The 17,851-nt window shown below is 70.2% G+C and carries 17 protein-coding genes and 1 tRNA gene; 3 read left to right on the forward strand and 15 right to left on the reverse strand.

Annotated features, from left to right (window positions below):
* Positions 1-94: 94 nt before the first annotated feature.
* On the reverse strand, positions 95-613 hold the full coding sequence (gene dps / locus FM112_RS02980; protein WP_087003229.1) for a DNA starvation/stationary phase protection protein Dps: 519 nt from the start codon (positions 611-613) through the stop codon (positions 95-97).
* Positions 614-758: 145 nt separating this feature from the next.
* Between dps and FM112_RS02985 the strand changes: the two genes are divergently transcribed.
* Positions 759-1,451 (forward strand): YigZ family protein, encoded by a 693-nt coding sequence (locus FM112_RS02985; protein WP_087003233.1) that lies wholly within the window; start codon positions 759-761, stop codon positions 1,449-1,451.
* A gap of 16 nt (positions 1,452-1,467) precedes the next feature.
* Here FM112_RS02985 and coaE read toward each other — a convergent pair whose 3' ends face one another.
* From coaE to polA, 6 genes are all read right to left on the reverse strand, one after another.
* Positions 1,468-2,145: a dephospho-CoA kinase gene (gene coaE, locus FM112_RS02990; RefSeq protein ID WP_087003236.1), complete on the reverse strand. Its 678-nt coding sequence runs from the start codon at positions 2,143-2,145 to the stop codon at positions 1,468-1,470.
* A 188-nt stretch (positions 2,146-2,333) separates the two neighbouring features.
* Positions 2,334-3,797: a 30S ribosomal protein S1 gene (gene rpsA / locus FM112_RS02995; RefSeq protein WP_087003239.1), complete on the reverse strand. Its 1,464-nt coding sequence runs from the start codon at positions 3,795-3,797 to the stop codon at positions 2,334-2,336.
* Positions 3,798-3,990: 193 nt separating this feature from the next.
* Entirely contained in the window at positions 3,991-4,416 is a 426-nt protein-coding gene (locus tag FM112_RS03000; RefSeq protein ID WP_087003242.1) for a DUF779 domain-containing protein, read from the reverse strand.
* Positions 4,417-4,485: 69 nt separating this feature from the next.
* The gene (locus tag FM112_RS03005) at positions 4,486-6,009 is read right to left on the reverse strand and encodes an aldehyde dehydrogenase family protein (RefSeq protein ID WP_087003245.1); all 1,524 of its coding nucleotides are present in this window, start codon (positions 6,007-6,009) and stop codon (positions 4,486-4,488) included.
* Between the two features lie 72 nt (positions 6,010-6,081).
* On the reverse strand, positions 6,082-7,383 hold the full coding sequence (locus tag FM112_RS03010; RefSeq protein WP_140400551.1) for a GAF domain-containing protein: 1,302 nt from the start codon (positions 7,381-7,383) through the stop codon (positions 6,082-6,084).
* A 93-nt stretch (positions 7,384-7,476) separates the two neighbouring features.
* Entirely contained in the window at positions 7,477-10,119 is a 2,643-nt protein-coding gene (gene polA, locus FM112_RS03015) for a DNA polymerase I (RefSeq protein WP_087003251.1), read from the reverse strand.
* Positions 10,120-10,282: 163 nt separating this feature from the next.
* Here polA and FM112_RS03020 point away from each other — a divergent pair, with 163 nt between their 5' ends.
* A complete protein-coding gene (locus tag FM112_RS03020) occupies positions 10,283-10,693 on the forward strand; it encodes a PaaI family thioesterase (protein WP_254910351.1) in 411 nt (136 codons plus the stop codon).
* A gap of 3 nt (positions 10,694-10,696) precedes the next feature.
* Here the strand turns inward: FM112_RS03020 and FM112_RS03025 are convergent, their stop codons facing one another.
* Entirely contained in the window at positions 10,697-11,323 is a 627-nt protein-coding gene (locus FM112_RS03025; RefSeq protein ID WP_087003257.1) for an ANTAR domain-containing response regulator, read from the reverse strand.
* 37 nt (positions 11,324-11,360) lie between these two features.
* Here FM112_RS03025 and FM112_RS03030 point away from each other — a divergent pair.
* Positions 11,361-11,443: transfer RNA gene (locus FM112_RS03030), tRNA-Leu, on the forward strand.
* A 29-nt stretch (positions 11,444-11,472) separates the two neighbouring features.
* Here FM112_RS03030 and FM112_RS03035 read toward each other — a convergent pair.
* The 7 genes from FM112_RS03035 to FM112_RS03065 form a co-directional block, all read right to left on the reverse strand.
* Positions 11,473-12,165 carry a Pr6Pr family membrane protein gene (locus tag FM112_RS03035; RefSeq protein ID WP_176386638.1) on the reverse strand — a complete coding sequence of 231 codons (693 nt, stop codon included), beginning with the start codon at positions 12,163-12,165 and terminating at the stop codon, positions 11,473-11,475.
* Positions 12,166-12,260: 95 nt separating this feature from the next.
* On the reverse strand, positions 12,261-13,724 hold the full coding sequence (pyk, locus tag FM112_RS03040; protein WP_254910345.1) for a pyruvate kinase: 1,464 nt from the start codon (positions 13,722-13,724) through the stop codon (positions 12,261-12,263).
* A gap of 103 nt (positions 13,725-13,827) precedes the next feature.
* A complete protein-coding gene (gene lgt, locus FM112_RS03045) occupies positions 13,828-14,808 on the reverse strand; it encodes a prolipoprotein diacylglyceryl transferase (protein WP_087003263.1) in 981 nt (326 codons plus the stop codon).
* Positions 14,805-15,626 (reverse strand): tryptophan synthase subunit alpha, encoded by an 822-nt coding sequence (trpA, locus tag FM112_RS03050; RefSeq protein WP_087003266.1) that lies wholly within the window; start codon positions 15,624-15,626, stop codon positions 14,805-14,807. The genes lgt and trpA overlap by 4 nt, the downstream gene beginning before the upstream one ends.
* A complete protein-coding gene (trpB, locus tag FM112_RS03055) occupies positions 15,623-16,849 on the reverse strand; it encodes a tryptophan synthase subunit beta (protein ID WP_254910346.1) in 1,227 nt (408 codons plus the stop codon). The genes trpA and trpB overlap by 4 nt, the downstream gene beginning before the upstream one ends.
* Before the next feature lies 1 nt (position 16,850).
* Positions 16,851-17,624, reverse strand: a complete 774-nt coding sequence (trpC, locus tag FM112_RS03060) for an indole-3-glycerol phosphate synthase TrpC (protein WP_087003272.1) — start codon at positions 17,622-17,624, stop codon at positions 16,851-16,853.
* Positions 17,624-17,851 (reverse strand): HGxxPAAW family protein, encoded by a 228-nt coding sequence (locus FM112_RS03065; RefSeq protein ID WP_087003274.1) that lies wholly within the window; start codon positions 17,849-17,851, stop codon positions 17,624-17,626. The genes trpC and FM112_RS03065 overlap by 1 nt, the downstream gene beginning before the upstream one ends.

Here is a 17,851-nt window from a genome sequence, read left to right on the forward strand (position 1 = left end):
GGGGATCGGCCGGGAGACGAGGATGGGGCGGGGACACCGTACGGTGCCCCCGCCCCATGCTACGCGGCGCCGCGACGGCGGCGTCGCGATGCGCCTAGCGCTCGAGGTGCGCGCGCATGAACCACTGGAACTTCTCGAACTCCGCGGACTGGCCGATCAGGATGTCCTCCGAGATCTTGTCGACCTCGCCTGCCTCGTCGATCGTCTCGCGGAAGCCCTTGATGACCCGGTCGTAGACGGCGACGAGCGCCTCGAGGTGATCCGTGGTCGAGGCGAACCCGAGATCGTAGTCGGCGTGGTGCCGCTGCTCGACGATGGCTCCCGGCACGCCGCTTGCGGCGACGCCCAGGGTCACGATCCGCTCGGCGACCTCATCCGCGAATGCGCGCACGGACTCGATCTGGGGGTCGAGCATCTCGTGCACGGCGATGAAGTTCGGACCCTGCACGTTCCAGTGCGCGTGCTTCAGGGTCAGGTGCAGCTCGTTGAGGTCGTTGAGCCGGTACTGCAGCGACTTCGCGAGTCCGCGAGCGGTCGAGACCTCCATGCCGGGGACGGTGTAGTCGGCGGTGTGCTGTCCCGATCGAAAATCAACCTTGTGGGTGACGCTCATGATGGATTCCCTTCGTTTGCCTGATCTCTACTATGGTCCCGCCCGCTGGGCGAAGTCTGACGGAGCGGGGCCCTTGTCTCTCTCCTCGATGCAACGCCCGGGCCGTGCGGTTTATGCCCGATCGGCGAGGCCTAGACTCTTCGGCATGGGCGATCCCGATCTGAGCCGCGCGATCCGGTACGGCGTGCTGGTCGAGGACCTCGAGCACGAGATCGAGATCAGGCGATCCCGCTTCATCTGCCATCTCTCCCGCGTCGAGAGTTCGGAGGACGCGCGCGCCTTCGTCGAGCTGGTCCGCGCCGATCACCGCCTTGCCCGCCACCACTGCACCGCGTTCGTCCTGGGGCCGGATCGCATGACCCGGCGGTCGAACGACGACGGCGAGCCCTCCGGCACGGCGGGCGTGCCCATGCTCGAGGCCCTGGCGCAGTTCACCCGGCCCGGCGAGCAGGAGGCCGACCTCTCGGACGCGATCGCCGTCGTGGTCCGCTACTTCGGGGGCGTGCTGCTCGGCGCCGGCGGACTCGTCCGCGCCTATTCCGATGCCGTCTCGCAGACGCTGCTCCGGGCGCGCTTCGCGACCCGGCAGCGGATGCGCCTGCTCGAGCTGCCCGCGCCGCACTCGGCCGCAGGCCGTTGGGAGAACGATCTCCGGGCGAGCGGCCTCGAGGTGCTCGGCACCGACTATCTCGCCGAGCACGCCCGGATCCGGCTCGCGGTCGAGGACGACCCCGAGTCCATCGGCGCCGCTCGACGGCGCATCGCCTCGATGACCCAGGGGGAGGCCGCCGCCGCGGACGCCGGCACCTCCTGGGTCGATCTCCCCGCGGTCCGCTGAGCAGAAGGCCGCGGCCTCAGCCGTCCTCGCTGCGCTCCTCTACGGGAACCGTCACCGGCGCGGTGTCGTAGCTCACCTCGTCGCGCTCCTGCTCGCCGTCCCCCCTGAGCCGGGCGAACAGCAGGTCCACCTCGTCGAGCGTCTCGGGGATCGGCCTCGTGGTGTCGATGACGATATCGGCGATCTTGCGCCGCTCCTCATCGCTCACCTGCGCCTCGATGCGCGCCCTGGCCTCATCCGCGCTCATGCCGCGATCCTCCATGAGGCGCTCGAGCCGCACCTCGGCCGGCGAGTCGGCCACCCAGATGAAGTCGTAGTCGTAATTCGATCGGTTCTCGGCGAGCAGCGGGATGTCGTGCACGAAGATCGTGTCCGGGTCGGCCGCGCCCACCTCCTCGATGATGGCTCTGGTCCTGCGGCGGATCTCCGGGTGCGTGATGTCGTTGAGGTCGAGGCGCGCCTCCTCGTCGTTGAACACGATGTCGGCGAGCGCCTGGCGGTTCAGCCTGCCGTCCGCGTCGATGACCTCCTCGCCGAAGCGCTTGCGGATCTGCTGGAGCGCCGGCTGGTCCGGCTCCACGATGAGCCGGGCGATCTCGTCGGCGTCGATGACCACCGCGCCGAGTTCGCGGAGCCGCGAGGAGATGGTGGTCTTTCCCGAGGCAATACCTCCGGTCAGTGCGATGGTGATCACTTCGGTACCTCCGTTTCGGGATGGCCTCGCTCCGATGCGGGACGCATGTGCCTGTTCCTGCAGCCTACTTCCTCGATCCTCCACGTGCGTGGGGAACGCCGCCCGCGATGCGCCCTCGGAAACGCCGGATGCCCCGGGAACGATTCCCGGGGCATCCTGCGGATGGACCGTACCGGCCGCGCGGCCTGCTAGTGGCCTGCGAGCTTCTCGCGAAGCGCCGCGAGCGACTCGTCGTCGGCGAGGGTGCCGCCGCCGTCGCGCGACTCGCTCGAGAAGCTCGAGGAACCGGTCGCGGGCGCGGCGGGCTCGCCGGCCGTGGCCTCGGCCTCGAGCACCGAGCGGACCTGCTCCTTGTGCGCCTCCCAGCGGGTCTGGGCCTGCGCGTACTCCTGCTCCCAGGCCTCGCGCTGGGTCTCGAAGCCCTCGATCCACTCGTTGGTCTCGGGGTTGAAGCCCTCGGGGTACTTGTAGTTGCCCTGCTCGTCGTACTCGGCGAGCATGCCGTAGGTGGCCGGGTCGAACTCGGTGCCCTCGGGGTCGACGCCCTCGTTCGCCTGCTTGAGCGACAGCGAGATGCGGCGGCGCTCCAGGTCGATGTCGATGATCTTGACGAAGAGCTCCTGGCCGACCGAGACGACCTGGTCGGCGGTCTCGATGTGCTGGTGCGACAGCTCCGAGATGTGCACGAGGCCCTCGATGCCGTCCACCACGCGGACGAACGCGCCGAAGGGGACGAGCTTGGTGACCTTGCCCAGCACGATCTGGCCGATCGCGTGGGTGCGGGCGAGCACCTGCCACGGGTCTTCCTGCGTCGCCTTGAGCGAGAGCGAGACCCGCTCGCGGTCGAGATCCACCTCGAGCACCTCGACGGTGACCTCCTGGCCGACCTCGACGACCTCCGAGGCGTGGTCGATGTGCTTCCAGCTGAGCTCCGAGACGTGCACGAGGCCGTCCACGCCGCCCAGGTCGACGAACGCGCCGAAGTTGACGATGGAGGAGACGACGCCCTTGCGGATCTGGCCCTTCTGGAGGTCCGCGAGGAAGTTCGCGCGGGTCTCCGACTGGGTCTGCTCGAGCAGCGCGCGGCGCGAGAGCACCACGTTGTTGCGGTTCTTGTCGAGCTCGAGGATCTTCGCCTCGATCTCCTGGCCCAGGTAGGGGCTGAGGTCGCGCACCCGGCGCAGCTCGATGAGCGAGGCGGGGAGGAAGCCACGGAGCCCGATGTCGACGATCAGGCCGCCCTTGACGACCTCGATGACGGTACCGGTGACGACGCCGTCCTCTTCCTTGATCTTCTCGACATCGCCCCAGGCGCGCTCGTACTGGGCGCGCTTCTTCGACAGGAGGAGGCGGCCTTCCTTGTCCTCCTTCTGGATGACCAGCGCCTCGACCTCGTCGCCGAGCTCGACCACCTCGCTGGGGTCGACGTCGTGCTTGATCGAGAGTTCGCGCGAGGGCACGACGCCCTCGGTCTTGTAACCGACGTCGAGGAGCACCTCGTCGCGGTCGATGCGAACGACGGTGCCCGTGATGAGGTCGCCGTCGTTGAAGTACTTCATCGTCTCTTCGACCGCGGCGAGGAAGTCCTCTGCAGTGCCGATGTCGTTGACGGCGATCTGCTTGGTTGCCTGATCGGTCGTGGTGTTCGTCATGTAGTTAGTGCTCCAGCTGGATAGGATGAGTCAGCCCGGTCGGCGCTCGGGGGTCCGGGGGCCCTCGAGCATGCGCCGCCGGGAAGCGGATAGGTCGAAACGCACAAAAGTGCCTTTCAATCCTACCCGAGAATTCCAGGAAGCTCCAGCCGATTCGCCCTTCTCCCGCGGGCGCCTCCCGGGCCGGTCCCGCCTACTCCTCCATCAGGGTCGACCGCAGGAGGAAGCGCTTGCCGGTGGGCCCCTCGAGCGAGAAGCCGGCGCCCCGTCCCGGGACCGCGTCGACGAGCAGGCGCGTGTGCCGCCAGTACTCGAACTGCTCCTTCGACATCCAGAACTCGAGCTCGCTGCTCGTGCCGTCGCGGTGCGGGAGGTCGAAGACCCCCAGCAGCACGTCCGCGCCGCCCGTCAGGAACTCCCCCGCCGGATAGCACATCGGCGCCGAGCCGTCGCAGCAACCGCCGGACTGGTGGAACATCAGGGGCCCGTGCCTCGCCGCGAGATCCTGGAGCAGCTCGAGCGCCGCCTCCGTGAGCCCGACCCGGGACCCCTCCTCGCCCTCGAGCGTCGCCCGGGCGCGGAGCAGGGCCTCCGGCGGGGCGGTCTCGTTCTCCGTCATTCCTCTCTCATCTCCCTCCGTCGCGGCGGATCGGCGGGGCCGGCTCCGGACCGGCCCCGCCGCCGGCCGCTAGAAGAACCCGAGCCTGTTCTCGTCGTAGCTGACGAGCAGGTTCTTCGTGTTCTGGTAGTGCTCGAGCATCATCAGGTGGTTCTCGCGGCCGATGCCGGAGGACTTGTACCCGCCGAACGCCGAGTGCGCGGGATAGGCGTGGTAGTGGTTGACCCACACGCGACCGGCCTGGATCGCCCGGCCCGCGCGGTAGGCGGTGTTCTGGTAGCGGGACCAGACGCCGGCGCCGAGCCCGTAGAGCGTGTCGTTCGCGATGCCGATCGCATCCTCGAAGTCCGCGAAGCGCGTGACGGCCACCACCGGCCCGAAGATCTCCTCCTGGAAGATCCGCATCGAGTTGTCGCCCTCGAAGATCGTCGGGTCGACGTAGTAGCCGCCCGAGAGCTCCCCGCCGAGGTCGGCGCGCGTCCCGCCGAGACGGACCTTCGCGCCCTCCTGCTTGCCGATGTCGATGTAGCTGAGGATCTTCTCGAGCTGGTCGTTGGAGGCCTGCGCGCCGATCATCGTGTCGGTGTCGAGCGGGTTGCCCTGCACGATGCGGCGCGTGCGCTCCGTGACGATCTCGAGGAAGTCCTCGTAGATCGAGTCCTGGATGAGCGCCCGGGAGGGGCACGTGCACACCTCGCCCTGGTTCAGCGCGAACAGCGAGAAGCCCTCCTGGGCCTTGTCGAAGAACGCGTCGTCCTGCTGCATGACGTCCTCGAAGAAGATGTTCGGCGACTTGCCGCCCAGCTCGAGCGTCACCGGGATGATGTTCTGGGAGGCGTACTGCATGATGAGCCGCCCCGTCGTCGTCTCGCCCGTGAAGGCCACCTTGGCGATGCGCGGATTCGCGGCGAGCGGCTTGCCGCACTCGACCCCGAAGCCGTTGACGATGTTGAGCACCCCGGGCGGCAGCAGGTCGCCGATGAGCTCGACGAGGTAGAGGATCGAGGCCGGCGTCTGCTCGGCGGGCTTCAGCACGATGCAATTGCCCGCGGCCAGCGCCGGCGCGATCTTCCAGGTGGCCATGAGCAGCGGGAAGTTCCAGGGGATGATCTGCCCGACCACGCCGAGCGGCTCGTGGAAGTGGTACGCGGTCGTGTTGTCGTCGATCTGCGAGAGGGTGCCCTCCTGGGCGCGGATGACCCCCGCGAAATAGCGGAAGTGGTCCACCGCGAGTGGGATGTCCGCGTTGAGGGTCTCGCGGACCGCCTTGCCGTTCTCCCAGGTCTCGGCCACCGCGATCTCCTCGAGGTGCTCCTCGATGCGATCGGCGATGCGGTTGAGGACCACCGCGCGCTCGGCGACCGGGGTCCGCCCCCACGACTCCTTCGCGGCGTGGGCGGCGTCGAGCGCCGCCTCGATGTCCTCCTCCGTGCCGCGGCCGACCTCGCAGAAGGGCTGCCCCGTGATCGGGGTGATGTTCTCGAAGTACTCGCCCTTCACGGGGGCGACCCACTCGCCCCCGATGTAGTGGTCGTACCGGGTCCGGTACTCCATGACGGCACCCTGGGTGCCCGGATTCGCGTATACGGTCATGATGCTCCTTGACGTCGTTGTCGTGGATGGTCGGCGGCTGCGCCGACGGCGCGCGGAGTGACGCGCGCGCCGTCATCCTAGCCCGGGCGGGGTTGCATGGACGTTGCGCCCGAGCCCGTCGAGCCGGGCGCGGATCGCCGATCGCTTCGGGGAGCGCGGCGGCAGCAGGCGGAGCAGGGCGAGCAGTGCCTCCGCGTCGTCCTCGTTGCCGGGGATGCCGAGCCAGTCCGTGAGGCTCTCGGCGCCGCCGTTGGCGAGCAGGGCCTCGCGGAGCGTCCCGCGCACCTGCTCGCGCAGGTCGACCACGCCCGGGGCCGCGGAATCCGGCAGCACCGGCCCGCGGTACCGTCGCAGCGCGCGGCGGTGCGCACCCCGGTCCACCTCCGCCAGCAGCCGGTCGACGTCGGAGCGCAGGGACGGCGCGAGCCGGTACGGCCGCGACCGCAGCAGCCCCTCCAGGCCGCCCGCGCCCAGCACCTGCCGCAGCCGCACGAGCTCGGCCCGCAGCGTCACCGGACGCACGCCGTCCTCGTGCAGCAGCGCGCCGAGCTCGCCGCTCGTCAGCCCCTCCGGGCGCCGGGAGAGGAGCGCGAGGATCTCGGCATGGCGCAGGCCGAGCCGGATGGCGCCCCCGCCGCCCGTCGCGATCTCCGGCGCCGCGGCTCCGACGCCCCGCCCCAGGAGCCGTAACGCGAGCCCGTCCTCGCCCTCCTCCCGAGCCGTGGGCGCTCGGTGCGGGCGCCCGCGGCGCTCCCCCGCGATCGTCCGCATCCGGAACTCGGACTCCACCGCGAGGGCCGCGGCGCGCAGCAGCGCGAGGCTCTGCACCGAGGCGGCGCGCGGGCCGCCCGTCACGTCGAGCACGCCCAGCACCCCGCCCGAGTCGAGATCGCGGATCGGCACGGCCGTGCAGCTGAAGGGGTGGACCGCCGGAGCGTAGTGCTCCTCCTCCACCACCCGTACCGCGTCGCCCACCACCAGCGCGGTGCCCGGAGCGCTCGTGCCCATCGAGGGCTCGGACCAGTCCGCGCCGGGCACGAAGCCCATGTCGGCGACCCGGGCGCGGGTGCGGCGGTCGCCGTCGACCCACATGAGCCGCCCCTCGGCGTCGGCGAGGGCGACCACGAGCCCCGCGTCCTCCACCGCCTCGAGCAGCAGCTGCTCGAGCATCGGCAGGAACGGGCCCAGCGCCCCCTCCCGGCGCCAGGCGGAGACGTCGTCCCCGGCCACCGCGGCCCGCGGCACCGCGAGGGCCGGGGATCCCAGCGAGCGCTCGGAGCGATGCCGCGAGGCGGCGATGATCTCGCCCATGCGTCCGGGCGCGCCGCCGCGCTCGGGGCTCCGCCCCCGCCACTGGTCACGCTGCACCGGCACCCGACCTCCTCGTCACGGTGCGAAGAGCGTATCCCCGCCGGCTTCGAGAATCCGGGTAGTCCTGCCGCTCCCCGGCGGGAGCGGCAGGGTCTGCTAGTGCCCCGCCGTCTGCCAGTTCTTCCCGCGGCCGACCGAGACGTCGAGCGGCACCGACAGATCCGCCGCCCCAGCCATCGCGGTGCGCACGAGCCCCTCCAGCGCGTCGAACTCCCCGTCGACGACCTCGAAGACGAGCTCGTCGTGCACCTGCAGCAGCATGCGCGAGCGCAGGCCCTCCTGGCGCAGCCGCTCGGCGACGTCGAGCATCGCGAGCTTGATGATGTCCGCCGCGGACCCCTGGATCGGGGCGTTCAGCGCGGCGCGCTCGGCGTTCTGGCGCGCGACCCGGTTGTTGGAGTTGAGGTCCGGGAAGGGCCGGCGGCGGCCGAAGATGGTCTCGGTGTAGCCGTCCTCCCGCGCCTTCGCCACCGACTCGCGCAGGTAGTCGCGCACCCTGCCGAAGCGCTCGAAGTAGCCGGTCATGAGCTCCTTGGCCTCCGACTGCGGGATGCCCAGCTGCTTCGAGAGCCCGAAGGCGGAGAGTCCGTATACGAGGCCGTAGGACATCGCCTTGACCTTCGTCCGCATCTCGGCGCTCACCTCCCCGGGCTCGACGCCGAACACGCGCGAGCCGACGAAGCGGTGCGTGTCCTCGCCCCGGTTGAAGGCGTCGATGAGTGACTCGTCGCCGGACAGGTGCGCCATGATGCGCATCTCGATCTGCGAGTAGTCGGCGGTGAGCAGCTCGACGTACTCGCCGTCGGCCACGAAGGCCTCGCGGATGCGCTGCCCCTCCGGGGAGCGGATCGGGATGTTCTGCAGGTTCGGGTCGGTGGACGCGAGCCGGCCGGTCGCCGCCCCGGTCTGCAGGTAGGTGGTGTGGATGCGCCCGTCCTCGCCGATGGCCTTGAGGAGGGACTCCATCATCTGCTTGAGCTTGGAGGCGTCGCGGTGCCGCCGGAGCGCGCCGAGGAAGGGATGCGGGTTCTTCAGCTCGAGCTCCTCGAGCGACTGGGCGTCGGTGGAGTAGCCCGTCTTGGTGCGACGGGTCTTCGGCATCTCGAGCTGCTCGAAGAGCACCGTCTGGAGCTGCTTGGGCGACGCGAGGTTGAAGCGCTCGCCGCCCACCGCGTCGAAGGCCTCGTTCTCGTACTCCGTCACGTGCTCGCCCTGCTCCTTCGCGAGCGTCTCGAGCAGCTCGCGGTCCATCGCGATGCCCGTGGTCTCCATGCCGGCGAGCACGGAGGTGAGCGGCGATTCGATGTCCGCGAACACGGGCTTCGTCGCCTCCGGCAGGCGGCCGATCGCGGCGTCCGCCGCGCGCTTGACGAACCAGGCGTCCGAGGCGAGGAAATCGGTGGTCTCCTCCTCGAGGGTCGCGAGCTGGTTCGGATCGGCCTCGGGCAGCGTCTCGCCCAGGTACTGCTGCACGAGCTCCGAGAGGCGCTTGGGCACGCCCGTGGGGTTCACGAGGAAGGCGGCGATCTTCGCGTCGAAGACGGTGCCGCCGACGCGGACCCCGGCCAGGATGCCGCGCTTGAGCTGCGGCTTCGCCTCGAACATGACCTTGGGCGCGTCCGACTCGAGCCATTCCCAGAACGCCGCGAGGTCGGCGCCCTCCTGCACGACGACCCGTGCGGCCTCCGTGCGGCTCGCGACGCCCGCCTCGACGAGGCCGCCCTCGCCGAACACGAGCACGAGGCCCAGGCCGTCCGCCGTCGCGGAGACCGCCGCGCCGAGCCAGTCGGCGAGCCCGTCTCCGTCGAGGGCGCCCTTGATGCCGAGGCCGTCGAGCGCGCTCGTGGTGTCGGCCGTGACGATCGCCCCGTCGCGCTCCGTCGCGAGCTTGAGCACGCGATCCTGCAGGGTGCGGAACTGCAGCCGGGTGAACACCTCCCGGACGGCGTCGACGTCGATCGGGCGGATGACGAGATCCTCGGGGCGCTTGGGCAGCTCGACGTCCTCGAGCAGGCGGTTGAGCCTGCGGTTGCGGATGGCGTTCTCCCGGTGCTCGCGGAAGGACTCCCCCACCTTGCCCGTGAGCTTGTCGTCGTTGGCGAGGATCTCCTCGAGGGAGCCGAACTGGGCGATCCATTTCGCCGCCGTCTTCGGCCCCACCTTCGGGATGCCGGGCAGGTTGTCGGCCTTCTCGCCCACCATCGCGGCGAGCTCGGGGTACTGGGACGGGGCGACCCCGTACTTCTCGAACACGGTCTCCGGCGTATAGCGCGTGAGCTTCGACACGCCCTGCACCGAGGGGTAGAGCAGGGTGGTCTCCTCGTTCACGAGCTGGATCGCATCGCGATCGCCCGAGACCACCACCACGTCGAAGCCCTGGTCCTCGCCCTGCGAGGCGAGGGTCGCGAGGATGTCGTCGGCCTCGAAGTTGTCCTTCTGCATCCACGTGATGCCCATCGCGTCGAGCGACTCCTGCAGCAGCTCGATCTGGCCGCGGAACTCGGGCGGGGTCTCCTCCCGACCGCCCTTGTACTCGGGGTACTCCTCGTTGCGGAAGGACTGCGATCCCGCGTCGAAGGCCACCGCGACGTGGCTCGGGTTCTCATCGCGCATGAGGCTGAGCAGCATCGAGATGAACCCGTGGATCGCATTCGTGTGCTGGCCCTCCGAGTTGACGAAGCTGTCGACCGGCAGGGCGTAGAACGCGCGGAACGCGAGCGAGTGACCGTCGATGACCATGAGGCTTGGCTTAGGCTGATTCGCTGACACCCCCACAGCCTACGTGGGCATCGCGCCGGATGGATGAAGACCTCCCGAGGAGGGCGGTCCCGGGCCCGGCCGACCGAGAGAGATGAGGACGCGCATGGCCGCGACGAACGCCGACCCCCAGCGGATCAACGGGATGCCCATCCCGGACCAGGACGAGATCACGGGCGGCTTCGGCCGCGGCGGCCTCGCCGAGCGCATGGGCCTGCTCATCGTGAGCCTCTCGCCGCAGCGCTCGGTGGCGGTGCTGCCCGTGGAGGGCAACGAGCAGCCCATGGGGCTGCTGCACGGCGGCGCCTACTGCGTCATCGGCGAGACCCTGGGCTCGATCGCCGCCAACCTGCACGCCGGCCCCGGCCGGTACGCGGTGGGCGTGGACATCAACGCCACGCACACCGCCTCCGCCACCTCCGGCTGGGTCACCGCCGTGTGCGAGGCCATCCGGCTGGGCCGCAGCATGACGGTGCACGAGATCGCGGTCGAGGACGCCGACGGCCGCCGCCTCTCGACGGTGCGGATCACAAACATGATCCGCACCCGCCGATAGCGGCTACTCCTCTTCGGCCTTCGCGGGCTTCTTCTTCGGCGCGAGCTGATCGATGACGGCCTGCGCGACCTCGTGCATCGTCAGACGGCGGTTCATCGATGCCTTCTGGATCCAGCGGAACGCCTCGGGCTCGCTCAGCCCCATCTTGTCGGTGAGCAGCCCCTTCGCGCGGTCCACGAGCTTCCGCGTCTCGAAGCGCTCGTTGAGATCGGCGACCTCGCCTTCCAGGGCGAGGATCTGCTGGTGCCGGGCGAGCGCGATCTCGATCGCCGGGAGCAGGTCGTTCTGGTTGAACGGCTTCACGACGTAGGCCAGGGCCCCGGCCTCCGTCGCGCGCTCCACGAGCTCCTTCTGGCTGAAGGCCGTCAGCAGCACGACCGGCGCGATGTTCTCATCGCTCAGCTGCGCGGCCGCGGAGATGCCGTCGAGCTTGGGCATCTTCACGTCCATGACCACGAGATCGGGGCGCAGCTCGCGGGCGAGCGCCACGGCGGTCTCGCCGTCGCCCGCCTCGCCCACGACCTCGAAGCCGTTGTCGCGGAGCGTCTCGACGATATCGATACGGATCAGGGACTCGTCCTCTGCGACGACCACCCGACGCGGTGCAGTAGTTGTTTCGTTCTCAGTCACGATATCGAGATTACTGTACTGTATTGCCAGGATGCTGGCCGGCTTGGCGGAATGGTAGACGCGACGCACTCAAAATGCGTTGTCCGAGAGGGCGTGGGGGTTCGAGTCCCCCAGCCGGCACCCGCGAGTCCGCGGCCGGGCCGGAGCCCTCAACCGCGTTCCGGGGTTCGAGTCCCCGGGCCGGCGTATCCCCGCGCGGAGGCCGACCCCCGCGCGAGCCCCGTCCGGCTCGCGAGCCACACGAGCGCTCCCGCGGCGATGAGCGCCGCGAGCAGCCCGACGATGTGCAGGAGCAGCGAGGCCGCCCCGCGCTCCGGCAGCAGGAAGCCGTAGGGCACCCAGCCGTCGGTGCGGCCGCGGATCAGCACGACGAGCAGCCAGGTCACGGGATGCGGCAGCACGAGCCACAGCGAGCGCCACGGCAGGGGCCGGGCCCGGGCGAGCGCCCAGTCCAGCACGAGCAGCGCGGGGAAGGCGACGTGCAGCACGAAGCTCGCCCACGGCGGCGCCGACCCCGTGCCCGGCACGAGCGTGTTGTAGATCACGCCCACGACGATCATGTTCGTCGTCGCGATCGCGCGCGCCCACACGAGCCATCTCGGCAGCCGCAGCCCGCGAAGCCCGAACGAGGCCGCGACGACGAGCAGCGCCGCGGCGAGCAGCGAGTTCTGATTCGTGAAGTAGCCGAAGAAGTCGAACGGGTTCGGGTCCCCCGCGGCCGCCTGACCGGCGTACGTGCGGGCGAGCACGCCGATCACGAAGATGCCGAGCAGCCCCCGGGCGGCGCCGATCGCCCGTCCCTCCCTGCGGGCTCGCGCATTCGCCGGTTCGTCCACGTCCATCCCGCCAGCCTATGCCCCGGGCGACCGGGACGACGAAGGGGCGGCGGCGATCGCTCGGATCGCGGCCGCCCCTCGCCGTCGAGGCGATGCGCGGGCTAGTCGCGCAGGTGACGGCCCTCGTACGCGGGCGCCATCTGGTCCACGGCGTCGCCGACGCGGTGCACGCGCAGGTCGTTCGTCGACCCGGGGACCCCGGGAGGCGTGCCGGCCACCACCACGACCTTGTCGCCGCGCTTGGCCTTGCCGCTCGAGAGGAGGTAGTCGTCGACCTGCATGAACATCTCGTCGGTGTGGGTGACGCGCTCGACGAGCACCGATTCCACGCCCCAGTACACGTTCATCCGCCGGCGCATCGACTCGCGGGGCGTGAAGCCGATCATCGGGATCTGCGGACGGAGCCGCGAGAGCCTCCGCACCGAATCGCCCGACTCCGTGAACACGCAGTAGTACTTGGCCCCGAGGAACTCGCCCACCTCGGTGGCCGCCAGGGTGAGCACGCCGCCCTGGGTGAAGGGCTTCGTGCCCAGCGGCGGGATGCGGTCGAGCCCGTGCGTCTCGGTGCTCTCGATGATGCGCGCCATCGTCTCGACGGCCACGACGGGGTACTGCCCGACCGAGGTCTCGCCCGAGAGCATGAGCGCGTCGGCGCCGTCGAGCACCGCGTTGGCGCAGTCCGAGGCCTCCGCCCGCGTCGGCCGCGGGTTCGAGATCATCGTCTCGAGCATCTGCGTCGCCACGATGACGGGCTTGGCGCGGCGCCGGGTGAGCTCGATCGCGCGCTTCTGCACGATCGGCACGGCCTCGAGCGGCAGCTCGACGCCGAGGTCGCCGCGGGCGACCATGATGCCGTCGAAGGCGTCGACGATCTCGGCGAGGTTGTCCACCGCCTGCGGCTTCTCGACCTTCGCGATCACCGGCAGGCGGGTGCCCTCCTCGTCCATGATCTCGTGGACGCGGTGGATGTCCTCGGCGCCGCGGACGAAGGACAGGGCGATCAGATCGGCGCCGGTGCGGATGCCCCAGCGCAGGTCGTCCTCGTCCTTCTCGCTCAGTGCGGGCACGTTCACGGCCACGCCCGGGAGGTTGATGCCCTTGTTGTTCGAGACGGGGCCCGCGACCTCGACCCTGGTGGTGACGGTCGTGTCGTCCACCTCGATCGCGCGCAGGGCGACGCGGCCGTCGTCGATGAGCAGCGGGTCGCCGGGCCGGACGTCCGCCGGCAGCCCCTTGAAGGTGGTGCCCACGAGCTCGCGAGTGCCGACCACCTCCTCGGTCGTGATCCTGAAGATGTCTCCCTCGGCGAGCTCGTAGGGCGCGCCGTCGTCGAAGCGGCCGAGGCGGATCTTCGGGCCCTGCAGGTCGACGAGCACCGCCACGGGCAGGCGCAGATCCTCGGAGGCCTGCCTGACGAGCTGGTAGTTGTTCGAGTGGACCGTGTGGTCGCCATGACTCAGGTTGAAGCGGGTGACGTTGACGCCCGCCTTGAGCAAGCCGCGGATGCCTTCCGGGGTGGATACCGCGGGGCCCAGCGTTGCGACAATCTTTGCGCGACGTGACACTATGTTGTTCTCCGTTCTGTGCGGGTGCACTGCAATCCGTGCAGAGAGCTCCGGATCGCCTCGTCGAGTCTGCCCGGAGCGGGTTACCGAATACTCGAAGCCGCTATTTCTCCGCGGTGGCGGGGGCTTCCTCGGCATCGTCCGTCTCCTCCGCCTCGGCGTCCTCGCCGTCGGCGTTCTCGGGGGCGGTCTCCTCCTCGACGGAGGCGTCTTCGTCCTCGTCCCGCTCGCTCCACACGTGGCCGTCCGCGTACACGGAGGTCTCGGGGAGCTTGTGCCTCCGCGTCTGCACGACGAAGAGCACGACGCCGATGAGCACCATGACGAGCGCGCCGAACACGTTCGACCGCAGGCCGAGGATGATCTCGGAGTAGTCGAGCCGGATCGATTCGATCATCATGCGGCCGAGGCCGTACCAGACGAGGTAGAGCGCGAGCGTCTTGCCCCAGCGGAGGCGGAAGCAGCGTTCGAGGAAGATGATGAGGGCCACGCCGAGCAGGTTCCAGAGGAGCTCGTAGAGGAACGTCGGGTGGAAGAGCGTGTCGGCGGGCAGGCCGCTCGGCACCGCCGGGTTGCTCGCGGGGATCTCGAGCCCCCACGGCAGATCGGTCGGCCAGCCGAAGAGCTCCTGGTTGAACCAGTTGCCGAGCCGTCCGATGGCCTGCGCGGCGAGGATGGTCGGCGCAGCGGCATCCGCGAAGCTCAGGAAGCGGATGCCCTTGATGCGGCACGCGATGTATGCGCCGATCGCCCCGCCGATCAGGGAGCCGATGATGGCGTTGCCGCCCTCCCAGATGGCGAAGATGCGCCACAGCTCGGCGCCCTCGAAGAAGTAGTCGGCCGGGTGCGTCGCGACGTGGTACAGGCGAGCGCCGAGCAGTCCGAGCAGGACGGCGGGGAACGCGATGTCGATCAGCGCCCAGGGCTCGGCGCCCCGCGCGACCATCCGGCGGTTCGTCCACCAGATCGCCAGGATCATGCCCACCACGATGATGAGCGCGTAGACGTGGAAGACGAAGGGGCCGATCTCGAAGAACGACCACTCGATGGGCGGCGAGGGGATGGACGCGGGAGCGGGATTCACAGGTGAGCACCTCGGATCGGGGAGTCGAGCTTGCCGGCCGCCAGCGCGCCCGCGGTCTCGGCCAGGCCGTCGAGGCCGGACTCCGCGAGCGAGCGGACGAGCGCCGATCCTACAATCGCGCCCTCCGCGTAGTCGAGGACGTCGCCGATCTGCGCGGCCGTCGAGATGCCGATGCCGACGCAGGCCCGCTCGCAGCCGAATCCGTGCAGCCGGTCGGCGAGCACCTTCGCCGCCGCGTCGAGCTCCGCCCGCGCGCCGGTGGTGCCGAGCGTCGAGACCGTGTACACGAATCCACGGGAGTGCTCGATGACGCTGCGCAGGCGCTCGTCGCTCGAGGTGGACGAGGCGAGGAAGACACGGTCGAGCCCGTGCCGATCGGCGGCCTCGATCCACTCGCCCGCCTCCTCCGGGATGAGGTCGGGGGTGATCGCGCCGGCGCCGCCGGCGGCCGCGAGGTCGGCCGCGAAGCGCTCCACGCCGTGCTGCATGATGAGGTTGTAGTAGCTCATGACCAGCACCGGCACGTCGGTGCGCTCCCGCACACGGCGGATCGCCTCGAACAGCTGCGCGACCTTGAAGCCGTGCTGCAGGGCGGTGTTGCACGCGGCCTGGATCACGGGGCCGTCCATCACCGGGTCCGAGTACGGCACGCCGAACTCGATGACGTCCACCCCGTTCCGGGCCAGCGCGACCGCGGCCTCCACGGAGGTGTCGAGGTCGGGGAATCCCGCGGGCAGGTAGCCGATGAAGGCGCCCCTCCCCCGGTCCCTCGCCGCGTCGATCGCGCGCTCGACCTGGGATGCGTTGGGGTTCGTCACAGCTCTCCTCCGCCGATGACGCGCGAGGCGTCGCCGAGCTCGAAATACTTCATGGCGGTCTCCATGTCCTTGTCGCCCCGGCCCGAGAGCGAGACCACGATCGTGGCATCGGGGCCGAGCTCGCGGCCGAGCGTCATCGCCCCGGCGAGGGCGTGCGCCGACTCGATCGCGGGGATGATGCCCTCGGTCTGCGCGAGGAGCCGCATCGCCGTCATCGTCTCGTCGTCGGTCGCGCCCCGGTACTCGACGCGGCCGATGGCCTGCAGCCAGGAGTGCGCCGGGCCGACGCCCGGGTAGTCGAGGCCCGCCGAGATCGAGTGCGATTCGATGGTCTGGCCGTCCTCGTCCTGCAGCAGCATCGTCTTGGCGCCGTGCAGCACGCCCGGGCGTCCCCGCCCGAGCGTCGCCGCGTGCTGGGGGGTGTCGATGCCCTCGCCGTACGCCTCCACGCCGTAGATGCGCACCGACTCGTCGTCGAGGAACGCGTCGAACATCCCGATCGCGTTCGACCCGCCGCCGACGCAGGCGATGACGGCGTCCGGCAGGCCGCCGAACCGCTCGATGCACTGCGCCCGCGTCTCGTCGCCGATCACCTTCTGCAGATCGCGCACGAGCCCCGGGAAGGGATGGGGGCCCGCCGCGGTGCCGAAGAGGTAGTTGGTGCTGTCCACGTTGGCCACCCAGTCGCGGAAGGCCTCGTTGATCGCATCCTTGAGGGTCCTCGAACCCGAGGCCACCGAGACGACCTCCGCGCCGAGCAGCCGCATGCGGGCGACGTTAAGCGCCTGGCGCTCGATGTCGACCGCTCCCATGTAGATGGTGCACTCGAGCCCGAACAGCGCCGCCGCCGTGGCCGTGGCCACGCCGTGCTGGCCGGCCCCCGTCTCGGCGATCACGCGGGTCTTCCCGATGCGCCGGGTCAGGAGGGCCTGCCCGAGCACGTTGTTGATCTTGTGCGAGCCCGTGTGGTTGAGGTCCTCGCGCTTGAGCAGGATGCGCGCGCCGCCGCAGTGCTCGGCGAAGCGCGGCGCATCCGTGAGCAGGGAGGGCCGGCCGGCGTAGTCGCGCAGCAGATCCTCGAACTCCGCCTGGAATGCGGGGTCGACCTTCGCGGCCTCCCACTCGGTGTCGAGCTGGTCGAGCGCGGCGACGAGGCTCTCGGGGGCGAAGCGCCCTCCGAACTCGCCGAAGTAGGGGCCCTTGACGTTGCGAAGTTGGGTCACGTTATGCCTGCTGGAACTCTCTGATCGTGGTTTCGGGGTCGTTGCCGGTGACGAGCGCCTCGCCGATGAGCACGGCGTCCGCACCCGCATCGCGATAGCGGCGGACGTGCTGCGGCTCGAGCACCGCGGATTCCGCCACCCTGACGACGCCCTCCGGGTATTCGGGCGCGAGTTCCGCGAAGAGCTCGGGATGCATCTCGAAGGTCTTGAGATCGCGGGCGTTCACGCCCAGCACGCGCGAGTCGGCCTCGAGGGCGCGGGTGAACTCGTCGCGCGTGTGCGCCTCGACGAGCACGGTCATGCCGAGCTCCTCGGCGAAGGCCTTGAGCCGCACGAGGGTGCGCTGGTCGAGGCAGGCGACGATGAGCAGCACGAGGTCCGCCCCCGCGGCGCGGGCCTCGAGGATCTGGTACTCCTCGCCGATGAACTCCTTGCGGAGCACGGGGATGCCCACCTGCGCGCGGACCGCGCGCAGGTCGTCGAGGGAGCCGAGGAACCGGCGCTCCTCGGTCAGCACGCTGATGGCCGCCGCGCCGCCGCGCTCGTAGAGCCCGGCCAGCGCGGCCGGGTCCGGGATGTTCGCGAGCCGGCCGCGCGAGGGGCTCGCGCGCTTGACCTCCGCGATGATGTTGATCCGATCGCCGTGGGCGAGCGCCGCCGCGGCGTCGATCGCGGGCGTCTGCGCGAGCGCGGCGCGCTCCACCACGGCCGCGGGTGCGTCCGCGCGGCGACGGGCGGCGTCCTCGAGCGATCCTGCGAGCAGGTCGTCGAGCATCAGTGCGCCTTCGGACCGAGACCGACCGCGTGGAGGATGGGCCAGAGGATCGCGCCGAGCACGACGAGCCCGATGCCGATGTAGACGACGATGTCCTGCACGAGGAAGAGCCCCACGGTTCCCACGAGGAAGCCGAGGATGATGATGAGCACCGAAGCCCAGCCGGCTACCGAGTTGCCCTCGCCCTCGACGTGGTAGCGGGACAGGACGATGTCCTTCTCTGACAT

This window comes from Gulosibacter sp. 10, assembly GCF_900163695.1.
In the GTDB taxonomy this organism is placed as follows: domain Bacteria; phylum Actinomycetota; class Actinomycetes; order Actinomycetales; family Microbacteriaceae; genus Gulosibacter.